Raw genomic sequence first — 16,342 nt, 5'->3', positions numbered from 1 at the left:
AGAAGAAGAACAACAACATGCTGAAAGTCATTTTCGATACCGACCCGGGCGTCGACGACGCCCTGGCCCTGCTGTACCTGCACAAGCACGCCCAGATCGATCTGATCGGCGTCACCACCACCTTCGGCAATGCCTCGGTGGAGTCGACCACGCACAACGCGCTGTACCTGAAGCAGGCCTGGGGCTTTGCCGCCCCGGTTGCGCGCGGCGCCGAAGGCCCGCTGCAGCCGGAAGCCACTCCGGAAGCCTGGCCGGTGCACATCCACGGCCACAACGGGCTGGGCAACCACCCGGTGCCGGCCCACCTGGACGTGGCTGCCGATGCGCGCCCCGCCCACCAGCTGATCATCGACCTGGTCCGCGCCCATCCGGGCGAAGTGACGCTGGTCGCGGTCGGCCGCATGACCAACCTGGCCCTGGCCCTGCAGCAGGCCCCGGACATCGCCGGCCTGGTGCGCGGCGTGGTGATCATGGGCGGCGCCTTCCACGTCAACGGCAACATCACCCCGGCCGCCGAGGCCAACATCTGGGGCGATGCCGAAGCCGCCGACGTGGTGTTCACCGCCAGCTGGCCGGTTACCGCGATCGGCCTGGACGTGACCACCCGCGTGGAAATGGACCGTGACGGCCTGGATACGCTGGCTGCGATCGGCGGTGCCGATGCCGAGCTGGTGCGTGCGCTGTCTCAGGATTACGTGGACTTCTACCTGCAGGCCGGCCACAAGGGCATGGTCGTGCATGACTGCTGCGCCTGCATCGCGCTGACCCGCCCGGAACTGTTCCAGTTCGAGCGCGCCAGCGTGCGCGTGGCCACCGACGGCGTGGCCCGCGGCATGACCATTCCCAAGCCGGAAGGCCTGGCATTCGGCCCCAGCGTGTGGGACGGCCACGTGGTGCAGTCGATTGCCATCGGCGTGGATGCGGCCGCGGTACTGGCCGACATCGAGCAGACCCTGAAGGTCTGACCGGCTAGCGCTTGGCCCTGCCCGGGACCGTCTCGGGCAGGGTCCACAGCACCGGCAGCACCAGCACCGCCACCAGCGCGATCATCGCACCCGGTGCCGCTGCCCAGCCGCTGCGCTCCACCCACCATTGCGCCAGCCATGGCGTTGCTCCGCCGAAGAAGGCGGTGGCCATGGTCACCCCCAGTGCCAGCCCGCTGACCCGGCCTTCGCCGGGGAACTGCTCGGCGGTGGCCGGCGCCGCCACCGCGCTCACGCCACCGGCCACGCAGGCCAGCAGCACCGCGGCCAGCGCGATGCCCAGCGGCGTCGCCTGCGCCATCCAGGCGAACAGGGACAGCGGCAGCAGCGCTGCCAGCAAGGTCAGGCCCAGCAACATCGGCCGCCGCCCGACGCGGTCGGACAATGCACCACACAGTGGCGTGATCGCGATCACCGCCACCGCCGCAATCGTCGACAGCCACAGCGCGTCACCTTCGTCATGACCCTGCGCATGCAGGAATGCCGGCACATAGGTGATACCGACGTAGTAAGTGATCGAGCCCAGCGCAGAGATCGCGAAGGTGCGTGCCACCGCCAGCGGATGGTTGCGCAGTACATGGCGAAGCGGCGTGGCCGGGATGCTGCCCTCGCGGCGCTGACGCTCGAACTCCGGCGACTCATGCATGCCCGAGCGTGCGACCAGGATCACCAGTGCGAGCCCGGCACCGACGAAGAACGGAATACGCCAGCCCCAGCTGTCCAGCTGCGCGGTGGGCAGCAGCGCAACCGTAACCGCCGAAATCGCCACCGCCAGCAGCGCCCCCACTTCACTGGCCGCCGATGCCAGCGAGGTCACCAGGCCACGTCGCCGCGCCGGTGCGCTTTCCAGCAGGTACGCCACCACCCCGGTGTACTCACCGCCCACCGAAAACGCCATCACGCAGCGCAGTACCAGCAGCAGCACGCCCGCCGTGGTACCTGCCGTGGCCGCTGTCGGCAGCAGTGCGGTGGCCAGCATCGCCGCTGCCATCAGGGCCATCGACGCGAGCAGCATCCAGCGCCGACCCAGCCGGTCGCCCAGGTGGCCGAAGCACAGCGCGCCCAGCGGGCGCATCAGGTAGGACACTGCGAAGCCGGCCAGGGTGACCAGCAGCGCCTGCTCGCCACCGCCGAAAAACACACGCGACAACACCGTGGCGAAGTACAGGTACAGGGTGAAGTCGTACCACTCCACCACCGTGGACAGGCCCGCCACCCACATCGAGCGCTGCCGCGCCGCGGTCATTTCATTCATGGCGGAAGGGTGTCACGCGCGGGGTGATGGCGCGGTGCACCTGCCAACCGGGGTCAGAGCCCTTTGCCGGTGGCAAAGGACTCTGACCCCAACCATCAGCCCGGCAGCTGCAGCTCCGCCCGCAGACCGCCGCCCTCGCGGTTGTGCAGCCGCAGTGAGCCGCCCAGCGACTGCGCCAGCTGCACCGCGATGGCCAGGCCCAGGCCGGTGCCGCCGGTATCGCGGTTGCGCGAGCTTTCCAGCCGATGGAACGGTGCCAGCACCGCCTGCAGCTGGTTCTCCGGGATACCCGGGCCACGGTCGGAAATACGGATCCATATCCTGCCAGCCTCATCACGGCCGGCTTCGATCTCGGCGGCACCGGCGTAGCGCACTGCGTTGTCGACCAGGTTGCCGACCACCCGTCGCAGCGGCTGCGGCCAGGTCTGCACGATCAGTCCAGCGGGTGCACCGCCACTGACCGGCTTGCCCATGTCCTCGTAGTCGCCGACCACACTGGCCAGGAATGCACCCAGGTCCATCGACACCGGCGTACCACTGGCGATGTGGCTGCTGCGCGCATAGGCCACGCCTTCACGCACCAGTTGCCCGAGATGGTCGAGATCGGCCAGCAGGCGCTGCTGGGTGTTGTCTTCAGGCAGGGTCTCCACCCGAAGCTTCATGCGCGTGATGGGGGTCTGCAGGTCATGCGAGATCGCTGCAAGGATCTGCAGGCGCTCACTGACATGGCCACGAATGCGTGCCTGCAGCGCGTTGAGTGCGGCCGCCGCACCGCCTACTTCCACAGGGCCATCTTCAGGCAGTGCCGGTCCGTCGTTGCCCGGCTGCAGCTGTTCCACCGCACGCGACAGCTGCTGCAACGGGCGCATGGCCAGGCGCACTGCCAGCCATGCGCACACCAGCAGCAGCGCCAGCTGCACAAGCAGTACGGCGGGCAGCCAGCGTGCCAGCGGCAGGCCCGACGGGGTGACTTCAATGGTCAACGGCGTGCCGTCGTGCAGGCGCAGTTCGACCTCGAAGCGCTCCGGCAAACGAGCTACCTGGCGCGCCTGCAACGAATAGCGGTGCTGCAGGCTGTCGTCGATGATCGCAGTGACCTGGCGTGCACGATCGGTCTGCAGCCCGGGCCCGGCCGTAGCCGGGCGCAGCAGGTAACGGTAGGTGCGCCGCTCCAGCCGCGGCACCCAGGCATCGCGCTGCTCTGCGGGCAGGTGCTCCAGCAGCGCGACACTCACTGCCACATCCTCATCCAGGTTGCGCAGCATCATGCTGCGGGTGGATTGGTAGCGTTCGAAGAACAGCAGGCCGAAGGACAGCGCGTGGGCCAGCGCCAGTCCGCCCAGCAGCACCAGCAGCAGCCGCGCCGACAGCGTGCGCGGCCAGCGTGGACGGCGTGCGCCGGTGTTCATTCGTCCGGCCCCAGCAACTGCACCGGCACGCTGAACACATAGCCTTCGCTGCGCACGGTCTTGATGTAGGTCGGCTCGCGTGCGTCGTCACCCAGGCGCTGCCGCACGCGGCTGACCAGCAGGTCGATCGAGCGGTCGAACAGTTCGGCATCGCGGCCCTGGGTGAGGCTGAGCAGCTGGTCACGGCTGAGCACGCGATTGGCGTGATCGAGGAACACGCGCAACAGGCGGAACTCGGCACCACTGAGCGGATACGCGGTGTCCTGTGCATCCAGCAGATGGCGCGCGGTGGTATCCAGGCGCCAGGCACCGAAAGCCAACTGGCGGCCGGCTTCGCTCACCTGCAGGTTCGGCGGCAACATCTGTGTGCGACGTATCACTGCATTGATGCGTGCCAGCAGTTCGCGCGAGGAAAAGGGCTTGGTCACGTAATCGTCGGCGCCCATTTCCAGGCCGATGATGCGATCGGTCTCGTCGTCGCGGGCGGTCAGCAGCACCACCGGCACCGCACGATGCTTGCCGGCGCGCAGGTTGCGGCACAGGCTCAGGCCGTCCTCGCCCGGCATCATCACGTCCAGCACCACCAGATCCACCGCGTGGGTGTCCATCAGCGCGCGCATGGCCCGGCCACCGTCGGCCTGGCTCACGCGCAGGCCGTTGCGTTGCAGGTAGTCGGCCAGCATCTGGCGGATCTCACTGTCATCGTCCACGACAAGGATGTGCGGTACAGGATTCATTGCGTTCTCGATGAAGGCAGGGGGCAGCGCCGCGCGGCGCCGCCATGGTAGCGCGGCTCAGGGGCTGGCCAGCAGGCGCTGGATCTCGCTTTCGGTACGTGCGTAGTCGCCCTCGCCGTAATGGCGATAGACCACCCTCCCCTGCCGGTCGAGCAGGTACAGTGCCGGCCAGAAGCGGTTGCCCCAGGCATTCCAGATCCGGAACTGGTTGTCCTGCACCACCGGCCAGGTGATGTCCAAGCGGCCGATGGCCCTGCGCACGTTGCCGGGCAGGCCCTCATAGGCGAACTCCGGCGTATGCACGCCGATCACCTGCAGGCCCTGCGACGCGTAGCGTGCATGCCACTGGTGAACATATGGCGCCACATTGAGGCAGTTGCTGCAGGTGTAGGTCCAGAACTCGACCAGTACCACCTGCCCCCGCAACTGCTTCAGTGTCATCGGTGGGCTGTTGTGCCAGGGCCCGCCACCGTCGAACCCCGCCTTCGGTGCTGCGTCGAGCGGCTGCGCGCCGACCTCGGCACCGGGCCATGCCAGCAGCAACGCCGCTCCACCCAGCAGGCCCAGCAGCAGGGGCAGTGCATACCCTCGTAGCGCGGCCATCGCTCAGCCCCCCTGCTCGGCCAGCGGCAGTTCGGCCGGCTTCACGCCTGCCGCCTCCAGGATGCTGTCGGCCACCTGCGCCGGATGCGAAAGCAGCGACACGTGGCTGCTGCCGATCGACTGCAGCTGTGCGCCGATGCGGCGTGCGGTGGCGGCCTGCAGCTGCGGCGACAGCATGCGATCGTCGCGGCTGAGCACGTACCAGCTCGGCTTGCTGCGCCAGGCCGCAACGTTCACCACCTCGCCCAGCGCGCTGGCCTTCAACGGGACCTGCGTGCTGTACAGCAGTGCGGCCGACTTCTTCATCACGTCCGGCGCGAAGTCCTGGGCGATGGCATCAGCGGGCAACGTCAGGTAGCCATCCCTTTCCTGCAATCGGGCCAGGCCCGGACCGACCGGGAAACCTTCGCCCTGTTGCGCCGAAGACTGCCCTGCATCCGGTGCGAAGGCCGCCACATACACCAGCGCCTGCACCTTCGGGTCATCGCCCGCCTCGGTGATGACCGTACCGCCCCAGCTGTGGCCGACCAGCACCACCCTGCCGGGCGCGGCGGCAATGGCGCGACGGGTGGCGGCGACGTCGTCGGCCAACGAGGTGAGCGGATTCTGCACGGCCACCACCGGCAGCTTCCAGTCATGCAGGGTGCTGATGACCCTGTTCCAGCTGGAGCCATCGGCGAAGGCGCCGTGCACCAGGATGACGGTGGGCGGTGCAGCGGTATCGGCCTGGGTAGCGAAGGCGAAGGAGGGGGCGGCGGCGCCGGCAAAGGCGAGAGCGGCGGCAAGCAACGAGCTACGGATCATGGGTGGCACTCCGGTGTTGGGAGTGGCCATTTCCGCTTGCCGGTGTATCGGCGCTGTTTCGCCGCGGCGCAGAGTTGTACCGGACTGTAGGGCGCAGGCGTGTTTCTACAGTGGGATACATTCGGGCGCCGCGCCCGGCCAGGCACTACCGGGTGGAAATCGTTCCCCGCGCGCGGGCGCGCAACGCCCCGATGTGCATCAACGCATCGTCTTTGTATCTGACTGTAGGAAACCCCGGCCGCGGCCACAGTCGCTGACAAAACCCCGGGCAACGGCACACGTTGCCGATACCTGCGCCGCCTGAAATGGCCTCCATCGACCACTGGCCCGCAGGACACCACCATGATCAGCACCGCCTCTTCCGTGTATACCCCCCGCCTGGACGCCGTCGGCCGCTGGCTCTCGCCCTTGGCGCTGCGCGCCCTGCTGGCCTGGGAGTTCTTTGAATCCGGTTGCGAAAAGCTGGGTGGCCAGAACTGGTTCGCCGACCTGGAAGGCCGCTTCCCCTTCCCGTTCTCCACTCTGCCCGCGTCGCTGAACTGGCAGCTGGCCACCTGGCTGGAACTGGTGGGTGCGGTGATGCTGCTGCTCGGCCTGGCCACGCGCTCGGTGGCCTACGTCTTCTGGGTGTTGACCGTGGTCGCCATCGCCGCCGTGCACTGGCCCGACCAATGGAACGGCCTGGGCGAGCTCTGGCAGGGCTATGCGATCACCGACCAGGGCTACGGCAACTTCAAGCTGCCGCTGCTGTTCCTGGCCATGCTGTTGCCGCTGATCCTCAACGGCGGTGGCGCACTCAGCGTCGACCGGCTGCTGGCCGGCTCGCCGCATGCCCCCGCCGGCAACGACGGCCTGGGCTGGGGCGTCAGCCTGATCGCCCTGCTGCTGCCGGTTGCCGCGCTGCTGCCCGGCATCGGCTTCGGCGGTGCCCTGCTCGGCGGTGTGCTGCTGCTGGGCCATCTGCTGCGTCGTCGCCGCAGCGCCTGATCTGATCTGCCTTTTCCCACGCGCCTCTTTCCGTCGCCTGTTCGGCGGCGTCCATCCCGCACGCCCCGCGTGCATTCCCAAGGAGTCACCACCATGTCCGTCTCGACCAAGAACACCCCCTCCTCCCGCCTGCCGCGCATCGGTGCCATCGGCATCGCCCTGGCCGGTGGCCTGCTGCTGGCCGGCCAGGCCGCGGCGATCCAACCGCTGGCGATCAGTGCGGTGGCCATGAGCGCCGCCGCCGAAGGCAAGTGCGGTGAAGGCAAGTGCGGGGCCAGCAAGGCCACCACCGGCAAGCCCGCCGGCAAGGCCAGGGTCGCCGAGGGCCAGTGTGGCGAAGGCAAGTGCGGCGACGCCTCGTTTGCCCGCACCGACCGTGACCACGACGGCCGGGTCTCGCGTGCCGAGTTCAACGCTGTGGCCGCCAAGCGTGCCGCCGAGTTCGACCGCATCGACACCGACCACGACGGCTACATCAGCGAGCAGGAGGCGCACGACTACCTGCGCAGCGTCTACACCGCCAACGGCAAGCCGATGCCGAAGGGCCTGTTCTCCCGCGTTGCCGATTGATCGACGTTCAACCGGCGCCGCCTCCAGGGCGGCGCCCTCTCCGGAGTATCCGTGATGCCCCTGCCCCTGCCTTCCAATGCCGCCGGTCTTGGCCTGCGCCGTGGCCTGATCGACGAACTGCTGGCCATGCCGGCCGGTGCCATCGACTTCCTCGAAGTTTCGCCCGACAACTGGATCGGCGTCGGCGGTGCACACGGTGCAGCGCTGCGCAGGTTGAGCGAACGCCACCCCCTGACCTGCCATGGCCTGTCGCTGTCGCTGGGCGGTCCTGATCCGCTGGACCGCACCCTGCTGGCACAGACCCGTACCTTCCTCGACCTGCACCAGGTGCAGCTGTACAGCGAACACCTGAGCTACTGCGCCGCCGGCGGCCATGTCTACGACCTGCTGCCGCTGCCGTTCACCGCCGAGGCTGTCCACCACGTCGCCGGGCGCATCGCCCAGGTGCAGGACATGCTGGGCCGACGCATCGCAGTCGAGAACATCTCCTACTACGCCGTTGCCGGCGCGGACATGAGCGAGATCGACTTCATCAACGCCGTGCTCGCCGAAGCCGACTGCGACCTGCTGCTGGACGTCAACAACGTCTTCGTCAACGCCTGCAACAACGGCTACGACGCCTTCGAATTCCTGGCCCGCGTGCCGTCCCACCGTGTCGCCTCGCTGCATGTAGCCGGCCACTTCGATGAAGACGATGGCTTCAAGATCGACACCCACGGCGCGCCGGTGAAAGGCATGGTCTGGGCGCTGCTGCGCGAGGCCTATGCGCGGGTGGGCGTGCGCCCCACCCTGCTCGAACGCGACTTCAACTTCCCGCCACTGGCCGAGTTGCTGGCCGAGGTTGCGCAGATCCGCCAGGCACAGACTGAGGCACGTTGGCCCGAGGTGGCCCATGGCTGAGTCACTGGCCACACTGCAACGGCGTTGGGCCGACCATGTGCGCGACCCTGCAATGGCCGCACCCGATGGCGTCGAGGCGCGCCGGTTGGCGGTGTACCGCCGCCTGTGCATCGACAGCCTGGACACCCTGCTGGCTGGCACCCTGCCACGCCTGCAACACCAGTTGGGCATGCCGCGCTGGCGCGACACGGTCGAGCACTACTACGCCCGCCACACCTGCCACACCCCGTTGTTCCCACAGATCGCTGGCGAATTCGCGGCCTGGCTGGCAGTGCAGGACACACTGGCACTGCCGGCCTGGGCAGCGGAACTGGCGCACTACGAGAGCACGCAGCAGTCGCTGCACATTGAAGCCCGTGGCGCCGGGCAATCGCTGCAGTGCACGCCCCTGGACAGTGATGTGCTGGCGATTTCGCCGCAGGTGCGGGTACTTGGCTACCAGTGGCCGGTACATGAGGACGAGGTGCTGGTGCCGGTGCTGGATGCAGCTCCCACGCTGCTACTGATGCGCCGCATGCCCGATTTCAGACTGCAGGTCGAGGAACTGGCCCCGCTGGCCTATGCGCTGCTATCGGTCTTCGGTGACGACGGCGCGCCTTTGGATGAGGCACTACAGGTACTGTCCAAAACACATGACGTGGCAAAGGATGCACTGCGCACGGCATGCGCCCCCCTTCTGGAAGAGCTGTGCGCGGCAGGCGCGCTGGTTGTGCCGAACGACTGTTGAGGGTACCGGCCAGCGACCGGCACTACCCATTCCCTGACCGGCCCGCGGCCGGCACTACCCGTCCCCTACTTCGAGGTCTCACCATGGCTGCTTCCAACAATTCCCTCCTGCACGGCTGGCGCCTGTTCGTAGCCATCAGCGTGGTCCTGATCGCGTTCGCACTGACCGCCTTCGCCCTGCATCCCGATGCAGCCGAAGGCAGCCGGGCGGCGATCCGGGTCACTGCACGCACATCGTTCCTGCTGTTCCTGGCGGCGTTCACGGCATCGTCGTTCGCCAGCCTGCTGCCCGGCCCGTTCACTCGTTTCCTGCTGCGCGAACGGCGCATCATCGGCCTGTCCTTCGCGTTCTCGCACCTGCTGCACGCAATCGCCATCACCAGTTTCGGCATCCTCAACCCGGCGTTCTGGCCAGCACGCTCAGCGCTGGCCAACCTCCCGGGCACGGTGGGTTACATCGCCATCCTGGCGCTGGCCATCACCTCGCACCGGGGGCTCGCCCGGCGCATGGGACCCACCGCCTGGCGTCGCCTGCACGTAACCGGCATGTGGATCATCGCGGCGGTGTTTACCTACTCGTACTTCAAGCGCGTGCCGGGCAACTTCTGGTATGCGGTGCCGTCGGCGCTGCTGTTCACCGCCTTCGTGGTGCGCTGGATCGCCAAGCGGGCACAAGCACTGCGTCGAAGTGCGCATCCGCGGCCGCCGCTGCGGGCGGCCTGACGGGCCGGGGTCAGTTCCCTTTGCCAAAGGCGAAGGGAACTGACCCCATCATGCCGCCCCATCAGCCGTCGCGTGTGGCGCGATAGGCAGCGTAGGCATCGAGGATCCCCTGCAGCCGCGCGCGTTGCTTCGCCCCCATGGATACCCGTTGCACGCGCTTCAGCAGCGTCTTCCACATGTACCCGGAACGGAAGAAGTATGGCCGCACTTCAAGGAAGGTCAGCGCGACGTCCAGCGTATTCGGGTCATCCTCCGCCAGCCGTCTCAACGCGTTGGCATAGCCACCCGGAAACGCCAGCCGCTCGTAGTGCTGGTGGAACGCCGCGCAGGCCTGGGCGTGCAGCAGCTTCTGCTCCGGGTCACGCCAGCGCAGCGCGGCACTCTCGTGGATGGCCTGCTGCAGCCGGTTGATCTCGTCAGCATTGGCTCGGATCAGGCGCTCCATCGATGCACGGGGATGGGCCATGGTTCCTTCCATGTGGTTGTCAGGGGTCAGATCCCTTTCCCTGCGGGAAAGGGATCTGACCCCACTTCCGGGTCACGGCGCGCGGCGCAGCGTCACCAGGGTGATCTCCGACGGCACGCCGATGCGCGCCGGGAAACCCGCCCAGAGGCCTGCACCATTGCTCACGTACAGGGTCATGCCATCCACGTCGTAGCGACCGGAGACATAGCCACCGTTGGCCCGCTTCACCAGCTGGTCCATGCCGATGATCTGCCCGCCATGGGTATGCCCGGACAGCTGCAGCTTCACGCCACGCGCGGCCGCCTCACGTGCATTGCGCGGGCGATGGTCGAGCAGGATCACGGGGGCAGATGGATCAGCCCCCGCCAGCGCAGCACCCAGGTCCGGCAGCGGCAGGCCGTAGCGTGCGGCCACCGGGTCGGTAACCCCGGCGATGGTCAGCGCCGCATCACCGCGCCGCACCTGCAGGTGGCTGTTCTCCAGCACCTGCATGTGCAGCGCGCGGAACGCCTGCATCCACGCCTGGTACTGCGCGTAATACTCGTGATTGCCGGTGATGGCAACGACGCCATCCGGCGCCCGCAGGTCCGCGAGTGGGCGCGCGTCGTCACGGCGGGCCTCGACACTGCCGTCGATCAGATCACCGGTGATCACGATCAGGTCCGGCGCCAGTGCGTTGCTCTCATCCACGACCTTGCGCACCCAGTCGCCGGTCAGCAGGCGGCTGGCATGGATGTCGGTGAGCTGCAGCACGCGATAGCCGTCGAACGCGGCCGGCAATCCGGCGATGCTCACCTCGATCTGACGGGGCGTGGGCACTGCCATGCCCTGGCTGACACCATGACCACTGACCAGCAGGGCCAGCACGCCGGCCACCGGTCGCAGACGCCGCGCGCGCAATGCGGCTACCGCGCGAGGCCAGCGCGACAGCCGCGAAAGCAGCAGGCCGGCGTCCAGCACCAGCATCACCAGCGCCAGCAGCAATACGGCGGTCGAGCCGGTGGCCAGCGTGGCGATGGCCAGCTTCGGGATCTCGGGCGAGGCCATCGTGCCCCAGAAGGTGGCGACGATGCGCAGCTGCACGGCAACCCCCACCAGCAGCACCGACAGCACGACCTTCAATGCGGCGGGCATGCGCAGTGGCCAGAACAGGCGCCAGGCCACATACAGGCCCATCAGGAAACCGATCGTACTCAGCACTGCAACCATCCTGGAAAGAACGCGGGTCCGCCATGGTGACGGTTGCCGGCAGTGTTGTGTAGCGGAAAGTGGGTCAAGCCATTCCGCCGAGGCGTTGCACCCGCAGGCGGGCGATGCGGCGCTTCTCCATCGCCAGCACGGTGATGCGCACGCCGGCCACCTCCACCGCATCGCCGATGTCCGGCAGGCGGCCCAGCTGCTCCAGCACCAGGCCGGAGATGGTCATGTAGTCGGCACTGCGCGGCAGCGACACCCCCGCCAGACGCTGCAGATCATCCACGGTCAGCGCACCGTCGGCCTCCCACTGATCCTCTCCCTGCGCGACCACGCCATAGCGCTCGTCCTGGGTATCGACCAGGTCGCCGGCAATCGCCGCCAGCAGGTCGTTGGCGGTCACCAGGCCCTCCACGCTGCCGTACTCGTCCACCGCCACGGCCAGCGGCACCGGGTGCTGGCGGATCAGTTCCAGCGCCTGCAAAGCACTGGCACTGGACAGCACGTACTGCGGCTCACGCAGGTTGCCTTCCAGCTGCAGCGGCTTGCCCTGCAGCAGGTCAGCCAGCACGTCCCGGCTCTGCACCACGCCACGCAGGCTGTCCAGGTCACCCTCGCAGACCAGCAGGCGGGTATGCGGCGACGCCACCAGGCGCGCCACCACGTCCTCCTGCCCACGTGCCAGGTCGATCCACTGCACGTCGGCACGCACGGTCATCACGCTCGACACCGGCCGATCGGCCAGGCCCAGCACGCTGCGGATCATCTCGTGTTCGGCCGGCTGCAGGCGATCATCGGCGTCCACCTGCTCGTCCACGCCTTCGCTGTCGTGGCCGTTCGCCGGACGCGCGCCCAGCATCCTCAGCACGGCGTCGGCGGTACGCTGGCGGAACGGCTGGCGGCGCTCGTTGCGCTCGCGATTGAAGCGCACCCACTGGTTGAACGCTTCGACCAGGATCGAGAAGGCAATGGCCGCGTACAGGTACCCCTTCGGGATCTTGTAGCCCAGGCCTTCGGCCACCAGGCTGAAACCGATCATCAGCAGGAAGCCCAGGCACAGCACCACCACCGTGGGATGCTTGTTGACGAAGCGGGTCAGCGGCTTGCTGGCCACCAGCATCAGCGCCATCGCGATGGTCACGGCGGCATACATCACGCCCAGGTTGTCGACCATGCCCACCGCGGTGATCACCGAGTCCAGCGAGAACACCGCGTCGAGCACCACGATCTGTGCCACCACCATTGCGAAGCTGGCGTAGACCTTCTTGCCATCCTCGTGGTGCTCGCGGCCTTCCAGCCGTTCGTGCAGCTCCATGGTGCCCTTGAACAGCAGGAACAGGCCACCACCCAGCAGGATCAGGTCACGCCCGGAGAAGCTGTGGTCGAACAGCGTGAGCAGCGGCTCGGTCAGTTTCATGATCCAGGCCAGCGCCGCCAGCAGCACCAGCCGCATCAGCAGCGCCAGTGCCAGGCCGATCACGCGCGCGCGGTCGCGCTGGTGCGGCGGTAGCTTGTCGGCAAGGATCGCGATGAACACCAGGTTGTCGATGCCGAGAACGATCTCCAGCACGACCAGGGTTGCAAGGCCCATCCATATCGAGGGGTCAGCCAACCATTCCATTTCAGGTCCGTTTCGTCAGTAGGCAAGGGAAAAGAGCAGACATTCAATCGGCGTCCTGCGCCTGCGCGGGGTCATGCCCGAGCAGGTCGCCGGGCGTGCACTGCAGCTCGCGGCAGATCGCATCAAGCGTGGAAAAGCGGATGGCACGCGCCTTGCCGGTCTTCAGGATCGACAGGTTCGCCAGGGTGATGTCGATGCGCCCGGCCAGCTCGGACAGGGTCATGCCCCGTTCCTGCAGCATGCGGTCCAGGGTGATGACGATCGCCATCAGATGACACCGTCGAGGTCATCGCGCATCGCTGCGCCCACGGCGAACACGCGTGCAAGCACGAACAGCATCAGCACCGCCACCAGGCCGGTGATCGACATGCCTCCGCCCACCTCCATCCAGGTGAAGTCCGGGCCCATCCAGGCCGCGTAGGCGCCGATCAGGATCGACAGCAGCTCCATCGCCAGCATCAGCCACGCCATGCGTTGCAGGCGCTGTGCATTGGCGTGGGTGAACGGCCGTTCGCGCGCCGCCGATTTCAGCAGCCGCGACAGATGGCGCAGGAACATCAGGCACAGCACCAGCAGCGCGACGATCGCTCCCAGGCCCAGGCAGAAATGCAGGAACAGGTCGTTGCCGTGCGCGGCGGCGGCCTCGGCGTCATGCACGCTGTCGAGCAGCCAGCGACGGTCGTGAGCAACAAGCGGCACCGCCAGCAGTGCGGCCAGGATGCCCAGCCAGCACATCGCCCGGACGGCCTGTACGGCGGCCTGGGCCAGGGTGAACAGGCCTCGCGCGGGTCTGGCGCGGGCGGGACGAGCGGTCAAGCGGCCTCCGGCATTGGGGTGGCTACGCCGCCCCGGGTGGATTTATCGATAAACGATATACCAGATCCCGCGTAGAAGGCTGAATCGCGCTGGCTGGTCCCGATCAGGGCCCAGGCGTGCTCTGCTCCAGCATCGCTTCGCCCGGCGTCACCGAAGCCATCGCCTGCACGCCGGCCTCGGCCGCCTGCCGCGTCACCAGCCGGAAGCGCGCCTGCAGCTTGGATTGCCCCGGCGTGGCCCAGCCGTACTGGATCGCCACCTGGTCGGCCGACAGCGGCCCTCGGCCCGGGAGCGAGCGCGCCTGCAGCGGCTTCGGTGCCGCCTGCACCAACCGGGCGAACCCTTTCTGCACGACCGCCGCGTCGGCCTTTTCGGCGTAGACCGTACAGGTGCCATCGTCAGCCCAGCTCACCGCATAGCGGCCACTGGCCAGAGGCACCATCCAGGCCACGCCCGATTGCCCCTGCAACAGCGTTGCGGCTTCGGCGGGCTGCAGCGGCGACAGGCCATTGGACTCCATCAGCGACTGCAACCGCGCCGGGGCCCCGATGTGCTGCATGCAGGCGGTATCGAACAACTCGCTGAAGGCGTCCTGCGCCGGGGCCTTGGCCTTGGCTGCGCGCGCAGGCAGCGCCACCACCAGGGCAGGCAGCAGGGCCAGGACCAGCCAGGAGACAGGGCGCATCGGAACTCCACGGTACGGAAATCAGCGGGGAGGATGGCAAAGCCCAGGCGTGCCACGCAACGGGTCTTGGCTTGACAGCCGCCACCGGCGGGAGGAGTATCAGTTAACGAATTAGTTAATTAGCTCGCCATGGACCGCATCTTCGAAGCCCTTGCCTCCACCGCCCGCCGGCAGATCCTGGCCTATCTCAGCGCCGGTGAGCTCAGCGCGGGCGAGCTGGCCGAGCGCTTCGACTTCAGCAAGCCGGCGTTGTCCAGCCACCTGCGCATCCTCGAGGAAGCCGGACTGATCGAACGCGAGAAACGCGGCCAGTTCGTGTACTTCAGGCAGGTACCCGACCGTTTGGCCAACACGTTGTTCTCGTGGGCGGCCGAAGTCTGCCCTGTCGGCGGCCCGCTCAAGCGTGAAGCCCGCGCCCGCCGCAAGTCCCCCGCCCGCTGATCCGCCTCGCCAAGGAGCATGACGATGCCTGGTTCGACCCGCGATCGCCGTTCGTTTCCAGCAGTGCAGCTTCCGGCACAGGACGGCGGCAGTCCGACCGAAGTCACCCTGATCGCGCAGCTCGGCATCGGTGCCGGTGACGGGCTGGTGAGTGACGCCGGCCAGCGTCAGCGCCACCACCCGGCGTTCATCGATGCGTTGGATGAACCTTCGGCGCGACTGGGTGGCATGCACCTGCAGCACGGGGATGCCTCCTCGCTGTACAGCTTCACCGTCGGTGCCGGTGGCCACCCGTTTCATCGCCATGCAGGCCCGCGCATGTTCACCGCCATCGCCGGCAGCGCGGGAGCCGAGCTGCGTTTCGCCACCGCCTCCGACACGCAGCTGGCAGCAGATCCTGGTGCCTTCGCGCGCACGCTTCGGCGCATCCGCATCCCACCGGACTGCCTGTTTACCGTGCGCTTCGGCGGCGGCACCTGGCACCAGTTCGCGTCGAACCATCCTGCACATCCAGCGCTGTTCGCGTTGTCCTGCCACAGCAATGAACTGGCCGGCGCGATGAGCGAGCAGGCGCGTGCACAGGTGCAACGCAATGCCGCCGATATCCCCAGCCTGACCGAGGTGCTTCCGGAACCGCACTGGCCTTCAGGCACCTCGCTTGCGGCGGCACCGCTGTTGCAACTGTCGCTGCAGGCGGCGCCTCCCAGCCTGTGCGCACACCTGTGCGCGCGTACCCGTGCCCTGCTCGGCCCGCTGCGCCGCATCCCCATGCGGCCGCTGCGCGGGTTCGTCGAACGTGCCACACCGGCCTATCCCATCCATTCGCGGCCCGCCGCCACCGATGGCATGCTGACCACAGCGCTTCCGCACAGCCACTACCAGGACCTGACCACCCTGTGCCTGGAACCCTCGCAGGTGGTCCACCGTTCCGCATCGGCACTGCTGGCCGATGTACTGGAGGGCTTCCTGCGCAATCCACCCAGCGGCGTAGGCCATCTGATGGCGCTGCGAAACCGACTGGTGGCGCCGTTGCGGTTGCGCACGTCGCCGCTGGGATGCCCGGTGTCGTCATTGCTGTCGACCGATCGCAGCCGGTTGTTCGCTGGTCGATTTCCGGTGCTGGATTCGCACATCGATACGCAGGACAACGACGCCGAAGTCCTGCTCGGCGCCGACGATCGGCACCTGCGTTTCCGCAGCAGCGTGCGCGTGCAGCGGCGTAGCGATGGACATGTCGAGATCAGCCTGGGCTCATGCGTGCAGACCCTCAATGCGTTCGGCGGCATGTACATGGCGCTGATCGACGCCGGGCACCGGCACTATGTCGCGCCGGCACTGCTGCGGCGTGCGGTGGAGCACGCCTTGGCACCGGAACTGGCCAATCTTGGGGATCCTGCAGCACACCCTGCGCACTGCTGACCC

19 protein-coding genes are annotated in these 16,342 nt (G+C 67.8%); 8 read left to right on the top strand and 11 right to left on the bottom strand.

Going from position 1 to position 16,342, the window contains the following annotated elements; translation table 11 throughout:
- Nucleotides 1-17: 17 nt before the first annotated feature.
- Complete coding sequence (locus B9Y82_RS03815; RefSeq protein WP_053506836.1) at nucleotides 18-965, top strand: nucleoside hydrolase; 948 nt, start codon at nucleotides 18-20, stop codon at nucleotides 963-965.
- 4 nt (nucleotides 966-969) lie between these two features.
- Here B9Y82_RS03815 and B9Y82_RS03810 read toward each other — a convergent pair whose 3' ends face one another.
- The 5 genes from B9Y82_RS03810 to B9Y82_RS03790 form a co-directional block, all read right to left on the bottom strand.
- Nucleotides 970-2,229, bottom strand: a complete 1,260-nt coding sequence (locus tag B9Y82_RS03810) for an MFS transporter (protein WP_100471601.1) — start codon at nucleotides 2,227-2,229, stop codon at nucleotides 970-972.
- 104 nt (nucleotides 2,230-2,333) lie between these two features.
- Nucleotides 2,334-3,647 carry a sensor histidine kinase gene (locus B9Y82_RS03805; protein WP_100471600.1) on the bottom strand — a complete coding sequence of 438 codons (1,314 nt, stop codon included), beginning with the start codon at nucleotides 3,645-3,647 and terminating at the stop codon, nucleotides 2,334-2,336.
- The gene (locus B9Y82_RS03800) at nucleotides 3,644-4,384 is read right to left on the bottom strand and encodes a response regulator (RefSeq protein ID WP_100471599.1); all 741 of its coding nucleotides are present in this window, start codon (nucleotides 4,382-4,384) and stop codon (nucleotides 3,644-3,646) included. Before B9Y82_RS03800 ends, B9Y82_RS03805 begins: the two co-directional genes overlap by 4 nt.
- Nucleotides 4,385-4,441: 57 nt before the next feature.
- The gene (locus B9Y82_RS03795; RefSeq protein WP_100471598.1) at nucleotides 4,442-4,987 is read right to left on the bottom strand and encodes a redoxin family protein; all 546 of its coding nucleotides are present in this window, start codon (nucleotides 4,985-4,987) and stop codon (nucleotides 4,442-4,444) included.
- A 3-nt stretch (nucleotides 4,988-4,990) separates the two neighbouring features.
- Nucleotides 4,991-5,791 carry an alpha/beta fold hydrolase gene (locus B9Y82_RS03790; RefSeq protein WP_100471597.1) on the bottom strand — a complete coding sequence of 267 codons (801 nt, stop codon included), beginning with the start codon at nucleotides 5,789-5,791 and terminating at the stop codon, nucleotides 4,991-4,993.
- Nucleotides 5,792-6,133: 342 nt separating this feature from the next.
- Between B9Y82_RS03790 and B9Y82_RS03785 the strand changes: the two genes are divergently transcribed.
- The 5 genes from B9Y82_RS03785 (at nucleotide 6,134) to B9Y82_RS03765 (ending at nucleotide 9,697) form a co-directional block, all read left to right on the top strand.
- On the top strand, nucleotides 6,134-6,778 hold the full coding sequence (locus tag B9Y82_RS03785; protein ID WP_100471596.1) for an HvfX family Cu-binding RiPP maturation protein: 645 nt from the start codon (nucleotides 6,134-6,136) through the stop codon (nucleotides 6,776-6,778).
- A 93-nt stretch (nucleotides 6,779-6,871) separates the two neighbouring features.
- A complete protein-coding gene (locus B9Y82_RS03780; protein ID WP_100471595.1) occupies nucleotides 6,872-7,348 on the top strand; it encodes an HvfA family oxazolone/thioamide-modified RiPP metallophore in 477 nt (158 codons plus the stop codon).
- 54 nt (nucleotides 7,349-7,402) lie between these two features.
- Nucleotides 7,403-8,248, top strand: coding sequence for an HvfB family MNIO-type RiPP peptide maturase (locus tag B9Y82_RS03775; protein WP_100471594.1), 846 nt, complete (start codon nucleotides 7,403-7,405; stop codon nucleotides 8,246-8,248).
- Nucleotides 8,241-8,975 (top strand): HvfC family RiPP maturation protein, encoded by a 735-nt coding sequence (locus tag B9Y82_RS03770; RefSeq protein ID WP_100471593.1) that lies wholly within the window; start codon nucleotides 8,241-8,243, stop codon nucleotides 8,973-8,975. Before B9Y82_RS03775 ends, B9Y82_RS03770 begins: the two co-directional genes overlap by 8 nt.
- Before the next feature lie 83 nt (nucleotides 8,976-9,058).
- Nucleotides 9,059-9,697 carry a ferric reductase-like transmembrane domain-containing protein gene (locus tag B9Y82_RS03765; protein ID WP_100471592.1) on the top strand — a complete coding sequence of 213 codons (639 nt, stop codon included), beginning with the start codon at nucleotides 9,059-9,061 and terminating at the stop codon, nucleotides 9,695-9,697.
- A 61-nt stretch (nucleotides 9,698-9,758) separates the two neighbouring features.
- On the opposite strand, the gene B9Y82_RS03760 is transcribed toward B9Y82_RS03765, so the two are convergent.
- The 6 genes from B9Y82_RS03760 to B9Y82_RS03735 all read right to left on the bottom strand — a co-directional run bounded on the left by B9Y82_RS03760 (nucleotide 9,759) and on the right by B9Y82_RS03735 (nucleotide 14,479).
- Nucleotides 9,759-10,163 carry a hypothetical protein gene (locus tag B9Y82_RS03760; RefSeq protein WP_100471591.1) on the bottom strand — a complete coding sequence of 135 codons (405 nt, stop codon included), beginning with the start codon at nucleotides 10,161-10,163 and terminating at the stop codon, nucleotides 9,759-9,761.
- Between the two features lie 72 nt (nucleotides 10,164-10,235).
- Nucleotides 10,236-11,372, bottom strand: a complete 1,137-nt coding sequence (locus B9Y82_RS03755) for a metallophosphoesterase (protein WP_100471590.1) — start codon at nucleotides 11,370-11,372, stop codon at nucleotides 10,236-10,238.
- A 64-nt stretch (nucleotides 11,373-11,436) separates the two neighbouring features.
- Nucleotides 11,437-12,978, bottom strand: coding sequence for a TerC family protein (locus B9Y82_RS03750; RefSeq protein ID WP_100471589.1), 1,542 nt, complete (start codon nucleotides 12,976-12,978; stop codon nucleotides 11,437-11,439).
- Nucleotides 12,979-13,021: 43 nt separating this feature from the next.
- Complete coding sequence (locus tag B9Y82_RS03745; protein WP_005408494.1) at nucleotides 13,022-13,246, bottom strand: helix-turn-helix domain-containing protein; 225 nt, start codon at nucleotides 13,244-13,246, stop codon at nucleotides 13,022-13,024.
- Complete coding sequence (locus B9Y82_RS03740) at nucleotides 13,246-13,713, bottom strand: DUF2975 domain-containing protein (protein ID WP_100471588.1); 468 nt, start codon at nucleotides 13,711-13,713, stop codon at nucleotides 13,246-13,248. The genes B9Y82_RS03745 and B9Y82_RS03740 overlap by 1 nt, the downstream gene beginning before the upstream one ends.
- A gap of 184 nt (nucleotides 13,714-13,897) precedes the next feature.
- Nucleotides 13,898-14,479, bottom strand: coding sequence for an NMCC_0638 family (lipo)protein (locus tag B9Y82_RS03735; protein ID WP_100471587.1), 582 nt, complete (start codon nucleotides 14,477-14,479; stop codon nucleotides 13,898-13,900).
- Nucleotides 14,480-14,608: 129 nt separating this feature from the next.
- Between B9Y82_RS03735 and B9Y82_RS03730 the strand changes: the two genes are divergently transcribed.
- Complete coding sequence (locus B9Y82_RS03730; protein ID WP_004147836.1) at nucleotides 14,609-14,920, top strand: metalloregulator ArsR/SmtB family transcription factor; 312 nt, start codon at nucleotides 14,609-14,611, stop codon at nucleotides 14,918-14,920.
- A gap of 24 nt (nucleotides 14,921-14,944) precedes the next feature.
- Complete coding sequence (locus B9Y82_RS03725) at nucleotides 14,945-16,339, top strand: DUF2867 domain-containing protein (protein WP_100471586.1); 1,395 nt, start codon at nucleotides 14,945-14,947, stop codon at nucleotides 16,337-16,339.
- Nucleotides 16,340-16,342: the final 3 nt, after the last annotated feature.

Source organism: Stenotrophomonas maltophilia (assembly GCF_002799155.1).
Classification (GTDB): Bacteria; Pseudomonadota; Gammaproteobacteria; order Xanthomonadales; family Xanthomonadaceae; genus Stenotrophomonas; species Stenotrophomonas maltophilia_R.
This window is presented reverse-complemented; position numbering and strand designations above follow the sequence as displayed.